Below are 16,912 nucleotides of genomic sequence, written 5' to 3'. Positions count from 1 at the left end.
GCAGGGCAGCCCCGCAAAGACAACGGGCAGGTCCCCGATGAAGGGAACCTGCCCGCGTCACTTCACACCCTGGACCTCGTTACGCCCGGACTTCCGCCGGGGGCGTGTCCGTGGTGGTCGCCGGGATCGCGGCGCCCTCCTTGAACGGAGACGTCTCCAGCGCGGCGCTGAGGACCTCGTCCATCTTCGTGGCGAAGATGAACTCCAGCTCGTTCTTCGCCTGCTCCGGCACGTCGATCAGGTCCTTGCGGCAACGCTCCGGCAGGATGACGCGCTTGATGCCCGCGCGGTGCGCCGCCAGGACCTTCTCCTTGATGCCGCCCACCGGCAGCACCAGGCCACGCAGCGTGGCCTCGCCCGTCATCGCCGTGTCGTGCCGCACCCGGATGCCCGTCAGCAGGCTGGTGAGCGCGGTCAGGATGGTGACGCCGGCCGAAGGACCATCCTTGGGGATGGAGCCCGCGGGGAAGTGCAGGTGGATGTCCGTCTTCTCGAGGAAGTTCGGGTTGATGCCCAGCGCCTCCGCCTTGCTGCGCAGGTAGCTCAGGGCCGCCGTGGCGGACTCCTTCATCACGTCGCCCAGCTGGCCGGTGAGCGTCATGCCGCCCTTGCCCGCCATCTTGGTCGCTTCGATGAAGAGCAGGTCGCCGCCCGCCGCGGTCCACGCGAGGCCCGTCGCCACACCGGGAACCTCCGTGCGCTCCGCGACCTCCGAGTAGAACGTCTCGGGCCCGAGGATCTCCTTCACGCGCTCCGCGCCGATGGTCTGCTTCTCCATCTTGCCACCGGCCACTTCCACCGCCACCGCGCGGCAGATGTCCGCGATGCGGCGCTCCAGGTTACGCACGCCCGCCTCGCGGGTGTACGACGTGGTCAGGATGAGCAGCGCCTCGTCCTGCACCTCGATGTGGTCCCCGTTGAGGCCGTGCTCCTTGAGCTGCTTCGGCACGAGGTGGATGCGGGCGATGGCCTGCTTCTCCTCGAACGTGTAGCCCGTCAGCTCGATGATCTCCATGCGGTCGCGGAGCGGCCCGGGGATGGGATCCAGCTGGTTCGCCGTGGCGACGAACATGACCTTCGACAGGTCGAACGCCACGTCCAGGTAGTGGTCGCTGAACGTGCTGTTCTGCTCCGGGTCCAGCACCTCCAGCAGCGCCGCGCTCGGGTCGCCGCGGAAGTCCGCGCCCAGCTTGTCGATTTCGTCCAGCATCATGACCGGGTTCTTCGTCCCGGCCTTCTTCATGCTCTGGATGAAGCGGCCCGGCAGCGCGCCCACGTACGTGCGGCGGTGGCCACGGATCTCCGCCTCGTCACGCACGCCGCCCAGGGACAGGCGCACGAACTTGCGGCCGGTGGCCTTGGCCACGCTCTGGCCCAGCGACGTCTTGCCGACGCCCGGGGGACCGACGAGGCACAGGATGGGCCCGCGCATGTCGTTCTTCAGCTTGCGGACGGCCAGGTACTCCAGGATGCGCTTCTTCACCTTCTTGATGCCGAAGTGATCCTTGTCCAGCTGCTGGCGCGCGTTCTCGATGTCGAGGTTGTCCTCGGACACCTTCGACCACGGCAGGTCCGCGATCCAGTCCAGGTAGGTGCGCGCGACGGTGTACTCGCTGGAGGCCGCCGGGATCGTCTTCAGGCGGTTGAGCTCCTTCTGGGCGACCTTCTCCACTTCCGGAGGAAGGGCGGCCTTCTTCAGGCGCTCCTGCAGCTCGTCGAGCTCCTCCTCCTCCTCGCCCATCTCACCGAGCTCTTCCTTGATCGCCTTGAGCTGCTGGCGCAGGTAGTACTCGCGCTGGGTCTTCGACATCTCGCCCTTCACGGCGGAGTCGATCTTGTTGGAGAGCTTGAGGATCTCGCGCTTGCGGTTGAGCAGCTCCAGGACGAGCTTCATGCGCGCCTTGAGGTCGACCGTCTCCAGCACGGCCTGCTTCTCCTCGATGGGCACGTCCACGTTGGCGGCGATGAGGTCCGCCAGGTGGCCCGGATGCGTGATGCTCTCCACCAGCTCCGTGGCGGCGGCGGGCAGCTCGGGCATCAGCTCGATGACCTCGCGCGCCAGCTTCTTCAGGTTGATGCCCAGGGCCTCCACTTCGACGTTCTCGCTGGAGGTCTTGTCCTCCACGGCGTCGACGCGGGCCTTGAGGTAGGGCGCTTCCTGGACCAGCTCCATCACGCGGAAGCGCGCGAGGCCCTGGACCACGAGCGAGTAGTTGTCCTCGCCCATCTTCAAGAGCTTCACGATGCGGGCGACGGTGCCCATCGTGTACAGATCGGACGCGCCCGGATCCTCTTCCTCGGCGCGGCGCTGCGTCACGACGCCGATGACCTGGTCGTCACGGACGGCGTCCTTGATCAGCGCAATCGTCTTCTGGCGGCCGACGGCCAGGGGCAGCACACCGCCGGGGAAGAAGACACTGTTGCGCAGCGGCAGGATGGGCAGCACCTGCGGAATGTCTTCCTTGTTGATGAGCCCCGGAGGGGCCATCGCGGTGGGCATGGCGCTGGCCGCGGTGCCCTTCTTCTTCTCGTCAGACATAGGAGTTCGGCCTCTTCCTTGCTTGAACCCGGTCAGCAAGCGGCCGGGCCGGTGAACCATCCGGTTGTTTTCTGCGGCGGATGAACCAACGTAACAACCAAACGGGACATGGCAAACGCGATGTGCGTTATTTCCGTGCCTCGTCTTCTGTACGACTCTCCTCTATGTAACGGCCCAGAAGTCTCGCGTCCGGCGATGGGGTGGGGCATGCTCGCCCCCTCTCACGCCTGATGCGGTGCGCGAGCGCGCGTCCCCGCACTGGAGGACGATGTGAAGCTCCACACCTGCGCCCACCTGATGTCGCTGTCCGCGCTCCTGGCGCTCGGATGCCACTCCCCCGTGGATGACGACGGCTCCACGGTCCCGGATGCCTGCGAGGCGACCCCTCCGATCGTGGCTCCCCAGAAGACGGACATCCTCTTCGTCATCGACAACTCCGGATCCATGAGCGAGGAGCAGCAGGGAATCGCGACGGAGCTGCCCGCCTTCCTGGCCGCGCTGAAGGAGGGCAACGGTGTGTCCCAGGACTTCCGCGTGGGGGTCATCACCACCTCCGTGTACCAGCGCCAGCTCTTCCCGGATGGGGCGGACGTCATCCGCAACTTTCCGGATCAGGAGGGCCGGCTGCAGCCGGTGAGGGACGAGGCGAACCAGCCCACCGCCGAGCGCTTCATCGAGGGTTCGGATCCGCTGCTGCTGCCCAAGTTCCAGCGGTTGGTGGACCAGGGAACCTCAGGCAGCGGTCAGGAGGCGCCCTTCGAGGCGGTGCGGCTGGCGGTCGCCTCGCCCCTGGCCACCCTGCCGCTGGCGGAAGGGGGCAACGGGGGCTTCCTGCGGGACGACTCCCGCCTGCTGGTGGTGGTGGTGTCCGACGAGGAGGACTGCAGCTCCCAGCAGCGGCCGCCCCCGGTGGCGCTGGGCGTGGACCGGGCCGTGGACGCGTGCACGGCGCAGGGGGACAAGCTGACCCCGGTGTCGGAGTACTACCAGGCCTTCCAGAGCCTGCGTGACAGCCAGGGTGCGTCGCGCGAGGTGCTGTGGGCGACCATCGGGCCCGTGGCGGTGACGGACAAGCGCGCGGAGCTGATCGTGGACACGACGGGCGGCACGACCAACGTGCGCAACGTCGACTGCCCGACGTCCTACGGACCCGGCTACCGGCAGAGCGACATGGCGAAGGCGTTCGACGCGACCCGGGCGAACCTGGATTCCATCTGCAAGACGAGCTACCAGCAGACGCTGCTGGACATCGCGGATCTGGCCACGGTGGCGCAGAGCGTGTCCGTGGTGAACCTGCCGGATCCGCGGCTCGCGGTGGTGTACGTCACGCGCGCGGACGGCTCCGTGCAGACGTGCACGGCGTCCAACGGCGACTTCCGCTACGAGCCCCCCAGCGGCGACCGCTCCGCGCGCATCTTCTTCCTGGGCCCGTGCCTGCGGCGCGTGGGCGACACGAAGGTGGAGGTGAAGGTGCTGTGCGCGGGATAGCCCGGAGCTGATCCGCCAGGCCTCACCCGAAGGGCCCCGCGAAGGACGCGGGGCCCTTTTTCGTGGCTCCGCACGTGACCTGTCATGTCCGGTGCCAAAAAAATGATGCGCGCGGATCCGCCCCTTCCCGTCGAGCGGAGCACCCGACTTGACAGGTCCGGTGCACCCGGAATGACGCCTGCTCGGGTGTCAGACGGCCTCGGATACTGGCCTCATGCGCGCGCGGTGCGCGAGGCAAGGAGGCCCCATGGGCGCGGCGATCGAACGGTCGGGGTTGACGGTGGTGGAGGAGCTGCGCGAACGGATCCGCCAGTTGCAGGCGGCGCCCCGTCGCGCGCTGTCGGTGCTGCGCACGGGCGTGGACGCGGTGGACGCGCTGCTGCCTCAAGGGGGTCTGCCGCTGGGGCACTCCGTGGAGCTGTGCGGCGAGGCGGCGTCGGGGCGCACCAGCCTGGCGCTGCGCGCGGTGGCGTCCGCGCACCGGGAGCTGCGCCTGTGCGCGTGGGTGGATGGTCCGAAGGAGCTCTATCCCCCCGCGGCGGCGGCGCTGGGCGTGGACCTGGAGCGGCTGCTCGTCGTGCGGCCCCAGGCCTTCGCGCAGCGGGTGTGGGCCGCCGTGCAGCTGGCGCGCAGCGGTGCCTTCACGGCGGTGGTGGTGGACCTGACGCTCGGCGTGGGCGCCCCGGGGCGTCCGGAGCGGCTGGCCCTGACGGAGGCGCGCAAGCTCGCGGACGCGGCGGCGCGGGGCGGGACGCTGGTGCTGCTCTTGACGTCGCCGGAGGCGCCCGCGGACGGCCTTGCGCGGCTGCGGCTGGAGGCCCGGGGTGTCCAGGGCTGGTCCGTGGAGCTGGAGCGCAGCCGGGGCGGGGGCGTGGGGACGCGCGTCGTGAGCCCCTGGCGGGAGCTCTACCCGGAGGTGGGGCTGGATGCCGGGGCGCGGCTCCTGGACGCGGACGTGGAGACGCCAGAGGACGCGGGGCCGGGCTTCTACCGGGACCCGTCTGATCGCGTGCGCAACGGCATGGGCATCCTGGGCCAGCGCCCCGGCCGGGACGCGCCCATGCCTTCGCTGGGGGGCGCGCTGTCCCCGGACGGCCGCTGATCAGGAAGAGGGTGGGCCATGCGGAGGGGCTACCTGCACGTCACGCGCTTCCCGGTGCAGCGCAAGGTCATTGAGTCGCCCGCGCTCGCGGGCCAGCCGCTGGTGCTGGTGGAGGAGGTGCGCGGCCAGCGCCGGGTGGCCTTCGCCTCCACGCGCGCGCTGAAGGCCGGCGTGCGGCCGGGGATGACGCTGACGGCGGCCACCGCGCTGGAGCCCGAACTGCGGAACTTCCCGTACCGGTTGAAGGACGAGGCCCAGGCGCTGACCGCGCTGGGGGAGTCGCTGCTCGGCCTGTGTCCTGGCTTCCAGCGCGATGCGCCGGACGGGCTGTGGTTCGACGCGAGCGCGGCGCACCTGGTGGGGGGCGAACAGGAGCTGGGCGCGCGCGTGCTGGAGGTCTGTGGCGAGCAGGGCTACCGGGCGCACGTGACGGTGGCGTCGGAGGCGTTCACCTCGCGGGTGCTGGCGCGGCATGGCTCCCGGCGGGTGGAGGTGGTGCCGGAGGGGCAGGGCGCCCGGGCGTTGGCGCCGCTGCCGCTGAGCGCGCTGGAGGACGCGGCGGCGAAGGCCTTCTCCGTCCTGGGCTTGTCCACGTTGGGCGAGGTGGCGGCGCTGCCGGCCGGGGCGGTGACGGCGCGCGGAGGCGCGGCCGCGGCCCGGGCCCATGCGCGGTGCCGGGGCGTGGACGACACGCCCTTCACGCCGGAGCCACTGGAGGAGGCGCTGGAGGACAGGGTGGTGCTGGACGCGCCCTCGGACACCTTCGAGCCCGTGCAGTTCGCGCTCAAGACGCTGCTCGACCGGTTGGGCGCGCGGCTGTCCGGGCGGCAGCGGGCGGCGGTGCGGCTCACCTTCGTGCTGCGCCTGGACCCCACCGGCGAGGCCCAGGTGCCGCTCCTGCTGGCGCGGCCCACGGCGCGCGCGAAGCTGCTGCTGGACCTGGCGCGGCACCGGCTGGGGGAGTTGCGGCTGGAGCGGCCGGTGGCGGAGGTCGCCGTGCGGGTGGACGCGCACGACGAGGACCTGGGCCAGCAGCTGGCGCTGGGGGACGCGCCGGAGGGGGACGCGGCCCTGGAGGGCGTGCTGTCACGGCTGGCGACGACGCTGGGCGAGGGGGCGCTGTTCGCCGCGTCCCTGGAGGCGGTGCACCGGCCGGAGTCCGCGCATGCGCCCCGGGCCTTCCATCCCCCGGAGACGCGGCGCGGCCTGCTGTCCCCGTCGGGCCCGCTGGCTCCGGCGACAGAACCCGCCGCGCCCATCACCGTCTGGCGCGAGGCGGGGGCCGCCCGGGAGCGGCCGTCGCGGCTGCTGGCCCAGCCGGCCCGGCTGGACGCGGAGGTGACGGCGTCCGGGGAGATGCTGGCGGCGCGGCTCGCGGGGCGGCGGCACCGGGTGACGGCGATGGCCGGGCCGGAGCGCCTGGGTGGTGAATGGTGGACGGACACCCCGTACCAGCGGGACTACTACCGCGTGCACTTCGAGGGGCTGGGGCCCGCCTGGGTGTACCGGGACGGGCGGGACGGGGACTTCTACCTGCAGGGGTTGTTCGATTGAGGGGCAGGCGGGTGCGGTCGGGGTGGAGGCTCCGCCGCTTGTGGCCTAGCGTGACGGCATGCGCCCCGCACGACTCCTCCCGCTGCTCCTCGTGTCCCTCGTCCTTCCGGCCTGCGCCGCCCGGCAGGTGCGCCCGGAGGGAGCCATTCGCAAGGTGGTGGTGGTATCGGGCTCGCGCGTGGACGTGCTGCCCACGGGCTCGTTCCGCCAGGACATCATCGGGGAGAGCAACCCGCGCACGGTGCTGGCCCGCCAGGCGGAGTCGGAGCTCCTCTCGCGCGGCTTCGAGGTCGTGGCCACGCGCCAGTCCCAGGCCCCGGTGCCGCTCACGGACGAGGTGGCGTCCTTCATCCAGCAGAACAAGGCCGAGGCCGCGGTGGTGGTCATCCTGGACTGGCTGGACGTGTCCGGCGCGGCGGTGCTGAACCGGGTGGACGTGGTGCTGCGGCTGGGCATGGTGGACCCCAACGGCCAGGTGCTCTGGACGGACACGTTCCGCTCGCAGCCCATCGTGAGCGCCTACCAGTCCGCCACGGACTGGAACTCGTTCCTGCGCCGGGCCGTCATCGACGCGATGCCGGCGGTGCCGTGATGGCCGTCCTTCTTTCGCGCGTGACGAGGGGGGCATGCGGGTCCTGGTGACGGGCGCGGCGGGCTTCATCGGTGCCCACGTCTGCGAGCGGCTGCTCTCCCGGGGTGACACGGTGGTGGGCCTGGACGCGCTGGACGCGGCCCCTGGAGACGTGGCGCTGCGGCGCTCGCGCCTCCAGCGGCTGTCCGGAGCGCGCGGCTTCACCTTCCTCGCAGGAGACATCACCGACGCGGCCCGGCTGGGCGAGGCGTTCGCGGCCGCGCGTCCGGAGGGCGTGGTGCACCTGGCCGCGCGGGTGGGCGTGCGGGCCCCGGACGCGGAGGCTCCGGCGTACGCGGACACCAACGTGACGGGCTTCGTGCGCGTGCTGGAGGCCTGCCGCGAGGCGCGCGTCCGGCACCTCGTCTATGCGTCCTCCAGCTCCGTGTACGGCGCGGCCACGCCCGCTCCGTTCCGCGAGGACGCGCCCGTGGATCAACCGCTCAACCTCTACGGCGCCACCAAGCGCGCCAACGAGCTGATGGCGCACGCGTACAGCCACCTGCACCGGCTGCCCACGAGCGGCCTGCGCTTCTTCACGGTGTACGGGCCATGGGGACGTCCGGACATGGCGCCGCTGCTGTTCCTGCGCGCGCTGGCGAAGGGTGAGCCCCTGCGGCTGCACGGCGACGGGCGCATGCGGCGCGACTTCACCTTCGTGGATGACGTGGCGGAGGCCGTGCTGCGCGTGCTGGACCGGCCGCCGTCGGGGAGCCCGCCGCACCGGCTGCTCAACGTGGGCCATGGCGAGCCGGTGGCGCTGGGGGACTTCGTGGGCCTCCTGGAGCGGCACTGGGGCACGAAGGCCCGCGTGTCTTCCGTGCCCTCGGCGCCCGCGGAGATGGTCTCCACGTGGGCGGACACCTCGCGGCTGGAGGCGGAGACGGGCTTCCGGCCGCGCGTGTCCGTGGACGCGGGCGTGGCCCGGCTGGTGGCGTGGTACCGCGAGTGGAGCGCTGCCTCCCGCTGAAGCCTGCATGAAACGGCGGCGGGCGCCGCCCGGGGCTCATGAAGACCCCGGCCGACGCCCGCGCGTCCTACGTAATGCGGAGTGTGGCTACGGCAGCACCGCGAGGAAGTTCTCGACGAAGGCGTTGTTGTCCTCGCGCAGCTCCGTCGCCGACCGCCACGGGTCCACCAGCGCGCCCAGGTAGAACAGCCCGGAGCTCTGGTTGCCGGGCAGCGTGTACGCGGAGGTGAAGAGCTGGCGCGTCGTGCACTGCCCCGCCTCCAGATCGCCCACCTCCGTCTGGCCCAGGGTCACCTGGGTGGAGGAGGACGGCATCTCGTCCATGAACGCCAGGGTGGGCTGGGTGGAGAGGTAGAGCTGCACCGCGGTGTTCCACGCCGCGGGCTGCGTGCCCTGGTTGCAGACCGTCACGAGGGTGGTGAACATCTCTCCCCCACGCACGGCGAACGGAGCGGTGACTTCCGTGACGACCAGGTCCGGCGCGTACCCCACGCCGATGCGGCCCCGCACGAAGGCGTTGTTGTCCGTGCGCAGCTCGTCGTTGGGGACCCAGGCGCGCATCAGGGCCCCCACGAAGAGGGGCGCTCCCGGCTCCGCGGGGGGCGGATTGGCTTGGAGGAAGCCTTCCCGCGTGATGCACGCGTTCTCGGGCAGGGACGGAATGTCCACCGTTCCCGCCAGGGACACGCCGGAGCCCGGCACAGGGAATTCCGCGGCGAAGCTCAGGTCCGGCGGGGTGGACTCCGTGGAGAGGAAGAACTCCACCATCTGGGGGTAGGAGGGCTGCGTGCCCTGGTTGCAGACGGTGACGGGGGCCTGCACCTGTACATAGGGCTCCAGGTTCGCCGGCCCGCCCATCGCGGTGATGACGAGGTCCGGGCCGCTGCCCACGGCGACGCGCGGTCCGACGAAGGTGTTGTTGTCCTTGCGCACCTCCTGGACGTTCCAGTTCGGGTCCACCATGGCCCCCACGTAGTACGCGCGCGGCTCCGGCCCCGTGCTCCCGTAGAGGTTTCCCAGAACCGGCGTGGTGATGCAGGTGTGCGCTCCCAGATGGGAGGAGAGGAAGACATCTCCCAGGATGTCCCCGGGAGGAGGCGGGGGCCCGTACTGCGCCGGCAGGGACAGCTCGGGATGGGTCAGCAGGTGCAGCGTCACCCTCACCGGCTGGCCGAACGACGTGGCCTGGGGGCCCTGGTTGCAGACGGTGACGGTGGCGGTGAAGGACGCCTGGATGCTGGGGGGCGTCGTCACCGCGGTGATGACCAGGTCCGGCGCGTACCCCACGCCGATGCGCCCTCGCGAGAAGACGTTGTTGTCCTCGCGCAGCTCCGCCCGGTACTGGAACGGATCCACGGCGGCGCTCAGGTACACGGGCTGCTCCGGCGAGGTCCCATAGGGCTGGTCGGTGGACACCATCCCCATGGCGCTCACGCACTGCCCGGCCTGGAGCGGCGCGACGTTCAGGAACCCCGCGACGGTCTGGTTCGGGTTGGGGAACGGCGACGGCTGGCCCGGCCTAGGCAGGGTCCAGGTCTGCTCCGTGGACACGACGAGCGCGACCTCGGTGGAGCTGGAGGGATCGGTTCCCACGTTGCAGACGCGCACGGTGGCGGCGAACGGCTCCCACGGCGCGACGGTGGGGGGGGCCTCCAGCGCGGTGACCACCAGGTCCGGCCCGTTGCCCACGCTCAGGGGACCCGCCACGCGGGTGTTGTTGTCCCAGCGCATCTCCTGCGTCATCGCGCCCGGATTGACGACGGCCCCCAGGTACAGCGGACGGAACGGAATCGCGTTGGGCGGCGAGTCCGCGGGTCCGGAGATCTGCCGCGTGGTGCAGGCGCCCGCGCCCAGCGACGACAGGGGTGCGTCACCCACGAACCTCTGGCTGGCCCCCGTCGGCATGGACGGGAAGGGCAGGGGGTTCGGCGCCGGCAGGGTGTCCTCCGCGCTCACGTAGACCGCCACGTGCGAGGAGCCGTTCAGCGGCGCCGTGCCCACGTTGCAGACCTTCACGGTGCTGGTGAAGGTGCTCCCGGGCTGCACGCTGGCGGGCCCCTGGAGCTCGGTGATGACGAGGTCCGGCCCGTAGCCCAGGCCCATGATGCCCGCGGCGAAGCCGTTGTTGTCCACGCGCGGCTCGACCCCCGACAGGTCCACGACCGCGCTCAGGTTCAGGGGCCGCTCGAACGGCGAGGGCATCGCGTCCACCGGACGCTCGGCGTGGAACGTGGAGCGCTGGGTCGTGCACTGCCCGGGCTCCAGCGTCCCGTAGGGCTGGGCGCGGCCCAGGAAGGCGTAGGCCCGCGTGGGCTCCGCGAACACGGGCGGGGCCGGATACGGCCGCGACACGGGAGGCGTCGTCTCCGTGGAGAGGAACAGCGACACGCCATAGGAGGACGCGGGGGTGTTGCCCTGGTTGCAGACCGTGTAGGTCGCGGTGAAGGGCTGGCCTTCATCGAGGTTCGCGGGGGCCTTCACGTCGGTGACGACGAGGTCCGCTTCCGACCCCGTGCCCACCAGCCCCTGGGTGAACGTGTTGTTGTCCTCGTTCAGCTCCTGGATGCCGTGGAACGCGTCGACGGCCGCGCCCAGGTACAGGGGCTGACCCGGCTGCGCCTCCCAGGGCAGGTTGCGGTGCGCATACACCGTCACCGTCCGGCATTGACCGGCGGAGAGGAAGGACACGTCCGTCATGCCCACCTGGGCCTGATTCGGCGTGGGGAAGGGCCCGGACTGCGGCGAGAGCACCACCGCGTCCTCCGTGGAGAGGTACAGCTCCAGGTAGGCGTAGCCCGTCATGTCGCCCGTGCCCACGTTGCAGACCTGCGCCTCGACGGGGAACGAAGAGTACTCCGGGAGGTTGGCGGGCCCCTTCAGCGACCGGACCACCAGGTCGGGGCCATAGCCCACGCCCACGGTGCCCTTCGTGAAGGTGTTGTTGTCATCCCGCAGCTCCTGGACGAACTGCATCCCGTCCACGCGCGCACCCAGGTACAGCGGCGACCCGGGCTGGTAGGCGAAAGGCAGGGACGTGCCCCCGAACACCGGCAGCGTGATGCACCGTCCGGCATCCAGCCCTGGCGCCTGCGCCTGGCCGACGAAGGCCTCTGTCTGGGAGCCGGGATCCTGCGAGGCGGCCAGCGAGGCCTCCGTGGACAGCAGTACGTCCACGCGCACATCCGAGGCCTGGTCCGTGCCCACGTTGCACACCTTCACGGAGCCAGAGAACTGCTGCCCCGGATCGATGTTGGCGGGCCCCGTCACGTCGGTGACCACCAGGTCGGCCTGGAACCCCAGGGCAATCCGGCCCGCGACGCGCGTGTTGTTGTCCTCGCGCAGCTCGGTGCGCTGCTGCTCCGGGTCGATGATGGCGCCCACGTACAGCGGCTGCTCGGGCTGGGTGGCCGCCGGGGGAACATGGGCGAACGCCTGCGTCCGGACCGTGTGGCATTGGCCCGCCTTCAGCGGCGGCGCGATGACGGAGCCCACCTGCTCCTGGGTATCCGTCGGCGTGCCCGGAGTGGGGAGGCTCAGGGTGTCCAGCGTGGAGATGTAGACCTTCACCTCGGAGGAGGAGGCGGCATCCGTGCCCACGTTGCAGACGCGCACGTCGGCCAGGAAGGGCGCTCCCGGCTGGACGCTCGCGGGCGTGCTCACTTCGGAGACCACGAGGTCCTGCTCGTAGCCCATGCCCATCAGGCCGCGGACGAAGCCGTTGTTCGTCTCATCCAGCTCCTGCACCTGCTGCCAGGTGTCGATGCTGGCGCCCAGGTAGAAGGCGCCGGGAATCGTTCCTTCCATGGGGGGCAGCGCGTAGGCGTTCACGGTGCGCGTGACGCACTGGTGGGGCTCCAGCGGCCCCACGCCCACCTCGCCCACGGTGACCTGCTGGGTCGGGGGTGGACCATTGGGGTCGGGCACCTGCTGGGTGGGGGTCGTGGACAGGTACAGCTGCAGGAGCGTGTCGCCGCTGCCCTGGGGATACGCGGCCGCGGAGCCCTGGTTGCAGACCTTCACGGTGGCGGTGAAGGCAGACCCGTCGCGAACGCTGTCGGGGGCGCGGAGCTCGGTGATGACCAGGTCCGAGCCGTGGTCCAGTGAATGGGTTTGACCGCGGGCGGCCTTCGTTTCGGACGAAGCGCCTTCACTTCCGCAGCCGGTCATGACGAGCGTGCCAGCGACGAGCAGACACGCATGTCTCCATGACGGCGAGAGCCGTTGCATGTGTTCTCCTTGGGGTGTGTGAAATACATGAGGCGCCAGCCGGGCCGGGTCCGACGCCGCGAGGACACTAAATGGATTCCCTGACATACGAAAAGCCAATGCGCTTCAAACCTGGCGTGTCGGAAGCGTGGCCTGGAAAAGGCAGACACCGACCGGGTTCGTGAAGACCCCGGCCAGCGCCTGTGTGTCTCACTTGCCGTGAAGCGGCGGCTACGTCCACCGCGTGGGGCGGCGCGGGCGTCGTGCCCACGTTGCAGACCGTCACCTCGACGGGGAAGTGCGTCCCCGGCGCGACGTTGGCCACCGCCTTCAGCGACCGGACCACCAGGTCCGGGCCGTTGCCGAACCACACCAGCCCCTTCACGAAGGTGTTGTTGTTGTCCACCTGCAGCTCAGGGACAGCGTGACGCACCGTCCGGCGTCGAGCCCCCCTGCATCGAAGTAGGCGGCGGTGAGCGCGGTCGCCGGGTCGGGGGTGTGCCCCGCCGATGGCAGCGTGGACAGGAGCACGTCCGCGCGCACCTCCATGGGGGGAATCGCATGGGCGTTCACGGTGTGCGTGACGCACTGCTGGGGGCACCATCCCCACGTCCAGCTCGGCCACGGTCACCTGCTCAGGCGAGGGTGGCACGCCGGGCGCGGGCGCCTGTTGCGTGGGCGTGGTGGACAGGTACACCTGCAGCAGGTTGGGTCCCTGCTGGGGGGACGCGAACTGCGTGCCCGTGTTGCAGACCTTCGCGGTGACGGTGAAGGACTCTCCCGGGCGGGCGGCGTCGAGCGCGCGCAGTTCGGTGATGATCAGATCCGCCAACGTCGCGAAGCCGATGAAATTCAAACCATCCACGAAGATTCTCGCCGGAAAGACAATCGCCGGCCGGAGGCGTGGGGCCCTCCGGCCGGCGAATTCCATCTCAAGCGATAGGAAATCCCTCTACCGCGCCTGGCCGATGGGCGTGGCCGTCGTCCAGGCAGAGCCTGTCTTCACTCCACCTCCACGCGACCGTTCGCCACGAGCCACCGCGTGCGGGTGCAGGAGCGGGCGAAGGGCGCGTCGTGGGTGACGAGCAGCAGCGCGCCCGGGTAGTCGTGCAGCGCCGCCTCCAGCCGTTCGATGGACGGCAGGTCCAGGTGGTTGGTGGGCTCGTCCAGCACCAGGGCCCAGGCGTGCTGGCCCAGGCCTCGCGCGATGGCCAGCTTGCGCGCCTCGCCGGGCGACGGCTGTTCGGACGCGAGCAGCCGGTGCGGATCCACCCCCAGCGCGGCCACCAGGGACATCACCCTGCCGCGCTCCTCCGGGGGCAGCGCTCGCACCGCGTCGAGCAGGGCGCGCGTCTCCTCCGCGCCCAGATCCTGGGGCAGGTACAGGAGCTTCTCGCGAGGCACGCGCGACTGCTCCAGCAGGGCCTTCAGGAGCGTCGTCTTGCCGGCGCCGTTGGGCCCCTCGATGCGGATGCGCGCCTCGCGGTCCACGTCCAGGCGCGTGGGGCCCAGCACCTCCATGTCGCCGGCCTTCAGGCCCGGAGTGTCGAAGGTGAAGAGCCACGGGTTGGGCGAGCGCACGTAGTCCACGAACACGGAGCGGCCCACCGTCTTGTCCACGGTGAAGGTGCCCACCGCGGCCTCGGCGCGCTCCAATTCGCGGCGCTTCACGGTGACCTGGTGGCCCAGGCGGGACTCGGCCCAGCTCGCCAGCGTGGAGGGCCCCAGGCCGCGCGCGTCGCTGTCGTACTTGTTGCGCATCCGCCGTGACGTGCTGCGCGACAGGGTGGCGCCCTGGTGCTCGCGCCGGGCGTTGTCCAACAGCTGCGCGGCCCGGTCCCGCTCCGCCTTGGACTGCTGGTGGGAGGCGATCTCCGCCTCGCGCTCCGCCTCCCAGTGGCCCTTCGCTGCGGAGTAGGCGCCTGGGTACAGGTGCGCCTCGCCGCCGTGCACGCGCAGCGTGGCCTGGGTGAGCGTCTCCAGCAGCTCGCGGTCATGGGACACGACGACGCCCACGCCCCGGAAGCGGCGCAGCGCGGCCACCAGCCACGCTCTCGCCTCCGCGTCCAGGTGGTTGGTGGGTTCATCCAGCAGCAGCACGTCCGGCTCGCGGGCGAGCGCCGCGCCCACCTGCCAGCGCTTGCGCTCTCCCGGAGACAGCGTGGGCCAGCGCTCCAGCGCGGTGACGTCCAGGCCCAGCTGACCCTGGAGCCTGCGCGCCAGCGCGTCCCAGGCGTCCGCGAAGGCGGTGATGTCGGGCGTGAGCGCCTCCACGCCCTGCGGACACAGACATACGAGCGGCGAGTCCGGCTCGAGCTGGAGCTGCCCGGACGTGGGCTTCAGCTCCCCCGACAACAGGCGCAGCAGGGTGGACTTGCCGGCGCCGTTGGGGCCGACGAGGCCCGTCCAGCCGGAGGCGAGGTGGAACTCCACGTCGGCGAGGACGGGGATGGCATCGGTGAACGAAAAGCAGACGCGGTGCGCGCGCACGGAAGAGGACGAGGGCATGTTGAAGCGACTCCTGAAACCGGAAGCCAGCGCACACGTCCGTCAGGACGCGCGGCGGCGGGGTACAGCTGGGGACCGGGGTTTCAGGCGAACAGCTTCAAGGGTCTGCGAACCTCGTTCAGGGGAAGACCTCTGACATCTCCCCACGTGGACAGCCGACAGCCGACAGCCGGTGCTTCACAGGTGCAGCATGCGGCACGGCCCGGGCGGATGACAAGGCCGGGCGGATGCCGTGACACGGGGCACCGACGGGGAAACGTCGGTGCCCTGACAACGATTCCCGCGCTACTCGTCCGACGGAGGCTGCACCCGGCGCGTGGCGGGGAGGGTGGCGCTCGCGGCGGCGTTGCGGGCCAGGGCCTGGGCGCTCAGCGCGGCGGCCGACGGGGCGCGGGGCGGAAGCTGGGGCTGGGGCGCGGCGGCCGGGGCGTCGTCCTTGGCGAAGACCTCCTTCAGCGTGGCGATGGAGCCCAGCGCGGCGGTGGCCTCGTAGGGGACGAACATCTTGTTGTCGCCCTTGCCCAGCTCCTGGAGCGTCTCCAGGTAGCGCAGCGCGAGCACCTCCGGCGTGGCCCGGCCGGTGTGGATGGCCTCGAAGGTGAGGCGGGTGGCCTCGGCCTTGCCCTCGGCCTCCAGCATCACGGCGCGCTTGTGGCCCTCCGCGCGGGCGATCTCCGCGTCGCGCTCGGCCTCCGCGCGCAGGATGCGGGAGATCTTCTCGCCTTCGGCCTGGAGGATGGCGGCGGCCTTGTCGCCCTCGGCCTTGGTGACCTCCGCGCGGCGCTCACGCTCGGCGGTCATCTGCTTGGCCATGGCGGACTTGATGGCCTGGGGCGGCTCGATTTCGCGCAGCTCCACGCGCGTCACCTTCACGCCCCACTTCTCCGTGGCCTCGTCCAGCACCATGCGCAGCTTGGTGTTGACCGTCTCGCGGCTGGTCAGCGTCTGGTCCAGCGTGAGGCCGCCCATGACGTTGCGCAGGTTCGTCATGGTGAGCTGCTCGATGGCGAGCGCCAGGTTCTCCACCTGGTAGAGCGCCCGGCCGGGATCGACGATCTGGTAGTAGATGACCGAGCCCACCTCCATGTTGACGTTGTCATGGGTGATGACCTGGACGGTCTCGAAGCCCATGACCTGCTCGCGCAGATCCACCAGGGTGTTGCGCGTGAAGCGGTTGCCGGCGCGCATCTCCATGGCGCGCGGGCTGTCCATGAAGGGGATGAGGATGTTGAGGCCGCTGGAGGCCACGCGGTGGAACTTCCCCAGCCGCTCCACGACCATCACCTTGGCCTGGGGAACGATGCGCACACCGGTGACGATCCCGAACACGACGGCGGCGGCCAGGAACAGCAGAACAATCGTCAGTCCCATCCTTCGTTCTCCTTCTTCTTGCGACGCGCCGGTTGTTGCAGCGCGACTTCGTTGGACGCCGACGGGCGTCGCACCCACAACTTGAGACCCTCGATCTGCTCCACGGTGACGCGCTCGCCCTCGGGCAGGGGCCCGGACAGGGAGCGCGCCATCCACAGCTCGCCGTTGATGCGCACGGTGCCGCCCTGTCCGTCCGCCAGCGCCTCCGTCACCACGGCCTCCTGGCCCAGCATCGCCTCCACGCCCGTCTTCAAGTGCACGGCGTTCCGCATGAAAACGTTCTTGAAGATGGTGCGGGACGCGCCGAAGAGGGCGCCGGACACCAGGGTGAAGGCGAAGAGCTGGCTGTTGAGGCCCAGGCCCGCCCCGGCCATCAGGGAGGCCATCAGCGCCCCCACGGCGAGCCAGAGCGTCACGAAGCCGGAGAGCTTGATCTCCAGCGCGCCCAGGACGATGGCGGCGATCAGCCAGAGCTGCCAGGCGGTGGTGTCCATGGGGTCCTTGTTTGGCAGCGGCTTTGGCCCCCTGTCAAACCGGGCAGCC

The 16,912-nt window shown here is 70.8% G+C and carries 11 protein-coding genes; 5 read left to right on the top strand and 6 right to left on the bottom strand.

Annotation, left to right across the window (positions count from 1 at the left end):
• Positions 1-79: 79 nt before the first annotated feature.
• Positions 80-2,539 (bottom strand): endopeptidase La, encoded by a 2,460-nt coding sequence (lon, locus tag D7V80_RS01135; RefSeq protein WP_120586412.1) that lies wholly within the window; start codon positions 2,537-2,539, stop codon positions 80-82.
• Positions 2,540-2,809: 270 nt separating this feature from the next.
• Between lon and D7V80_RS01130 the strand changes: the two genes are divergently transcribed.
• The 5 genes from D7V80_RS01130 to D7V80_RS01110 all read left to right on the top strand — a co-directional run bounded on the left by D7V80_RS01130 (position 2,810) and on the right by D7V80_RS01110 (position 8,284).
• Complete coding sequence (locus D7V80_RS01130) at positions 2,810-4,027, top strand: vWA domain-containing protein (RefSeq protein WP_120586411.1); 1,218 nt, start codon at positions 2,810-2,812, stop codon at positions 4,025-4,027.
• A gap of 247 nt (positions 4,028-4,274) precedes the next feature.
• Positions 4,275-5,129 (top strand): ImuA family protein, encoded by an 855-nt coding sequence (locus D7V80_RS01125; protein WP_120586410.1) that lies wholly within the window; start codon positions 4,275-4,277, stop codon positions 5,127-5,129.
• An 18-nt stretch (positions 5,130-5,147) separates the two neighbouring features.
• Entirely contained in the window at positions 5,148-6,683 is a 1,536-nt protein-coding gene (locus tag D7V80_RS01120; protein ID WP_120586409.1) for a DNA polymerase Y family protein, read from the top strand.
• Between the two features lie 58 nt (positions 6,684-6,741).
• Positions 6,742-7,275: a hypothetical protein gene (locus D7V80_RS01115; RefSeq protein ID WP_120586408.1), complete on the top strand. Its 534-nt coding sequence runs from the start codon at positions 6,742-6,744 to the stop codon at positions 7,273-7,275.
• 34 nt (positions 7,276-7,309) lie between these two features.
• A complete protein-coding gene (locus D7V80_RS01110; protein WP_120586407.1) occupies positions 7,310-8,284 on the top strand; it encodes an NAD-dependent epimerase/dehydratase family protein in 975 nt (324 codons plus the stop codon).
• Between the two features lie 87 nt (positions 8,285-8,371).
• On the opposite strand, the gene D7V80_RS01105 is transcribed toward D7V80_RS01110, so the two are convergent.
• From D7V80_RS01105 to D7V80_RS01085, 5 genes are all read right to left on the bottom strand, one after another.
• On the bottom strand, positions 8,372-12,511 hold the full coding sequence (locus D7V80_RS01105) for a CARDB domain-containing protein (protein ID WP_158616528.1): 4,140 nt from the start codon (positions 12,509-12,511) through the stop codon (positions 8,372-8,374).
• Between the two features lie 67 nt (positions 12,512-12,578).
• The gene (locus D7V80_RS41290; protein ID WP_147446955.1) at positions 12,579-13,421 is read right to left on the bottom strand and encodes a hypothetical protein; all 843 of its coding nucleotides are present in this window, start codon (positions 13,419-13,421) and stop codon (positions 12,579-12,581) included.
• 71 nt (positions 13,422-13,492) lie between these two features.
• Positions 13,493-14,998 (bottom strand): ATP-binding cassette domain-containing protein, encoded by a 1,506-nt coding sequence (locus D7V80_RS01095; protein WP_120586404.1) that lies wholly within the window; start codon positions 14,996-14,998, stop codon positions 13,493-13,495.
• A 285-nt stretch (positions 14,999-15,283) separates the two neighbouring features.
• Positions 15,284-16,369 carry an SPFH domain-containing protein gene (locus tag D7V80_RS01090; RefSeq protein WP_120586403.1) on the bottom strand — a complete coding sequence of 362 codons (1,086 nt, stop codon included), beginning with the start codon at positions 16,367-16,369 and terminating at the stop codon, positions 15,284-15,286.
• Complete coding sequence (locus D7V80_RS01085) at positions 16,360-16,863, bottom strand: NfeD family protein (RefSeq protein ID WP_120586402.1); 504 nt, start codon at positions 16,861-16,863, stop codon at positions 16,360-16,362. Before D7V80_RS01085 ends, D7V80_RS01090 begins: the two co-directional genes overlap by 10 nt.
• Positions 16,864-16,912 lie beyond the last annotated feature (49 nt).

The organism is Corallococcus sp. CA054B, from assembly GCF_003611625.1.
In the GTDB taxonomy this organism is placed as follows: domain Bacteria; phylum Myxococcota; class Myxococcia; order Myxococcales; family Myxococcaceae; genus Corallococcus; species Corallococcus coralloides.
Note: the sequence above shows the minus strand (reverse complement) of the source record. Positions and strands in the feature narration are given on the sequence as shown.

What these genes read in the sequence shown, in the direction of transcription:
- lon (WP_120586412.1), bottom strand. Translation starts at nt 2,539, where the DNA reads ATGTCTGACGAGAAGAAGAAGGGCACCGCGGCCAGCGCCATGCCCACC.
- D7V80_RS01125 (WP_120586410.1), top strand. Translation starts at nt 4,275, where the DNA reads ATGGGCGCGGCGATCGAACGGTCGGGGTTGACGGTGGTGGAGGAGCTG.
- D7V80_RS01120 (WP_120586409.1), top strand. Translation starts at nt 5,148, where the DNA reads ATGCGGAGGGGCTACCTGCACGTCACGCGCTTCCCGGTGCAGCGCAAG.
- D7V80_RS01115 (WP_120586408.1), top strand. Translation starts at nt 6,742, where the DNA reads ATGCGCCCCGCACGACTCCTCCCGCTGCTCCTCGTGTCCCTCGTCCTT.
- D7V80_RS01110 (WP_120586407.1), top strand. Translation starts at nt 7,310, where the DNA reads ATGCGGGTCCTGGTGACGGGCGCGGCGGGCTTCATCGGTGCCCACGTC.
- D7V80_RS01105 (WP_158616528.1), bottom strand. Translation starts at nt 12,511, where the DNA reads ATGCAACGGCTCTCGCCGTCATGGAGACATGCGTGTCTGCTCGTCGCT.
- D7V80_RS41290 (WP_147446955.1), bottom strand. Translation starts at nt 13,421, where the DNA reads ATGGAATTCGCCGGCCGGAGGGCCCCACGCCTCCGGCCGGCGATTGTC.
- D7V80_RS01095 (WP_120586404.1), bottom strand. Translation starts at nt 14,998, where the DNA reads ATGCCCTCGTCCTCTTCCGTGCGCGCGCACCGCGTCTGCTTTTCGTTC.
- D7V80_RS01090 (WP_120586403.1), bottom strand. Translation starts at nt 16,369, where the DNA reads ATGGGACTGACGATTGTTCTGCTGTTCCTGGCCGCCGCCGTCGTGTTC.
- D7V80_RS01085 (WP_120586402.1), bottom strand. Translation starts at nt 16,863, where the DNA reads ATGGACACCACCGCCTGGCAGCTCTGGCTGATCGCCGCCATCGTCCTG.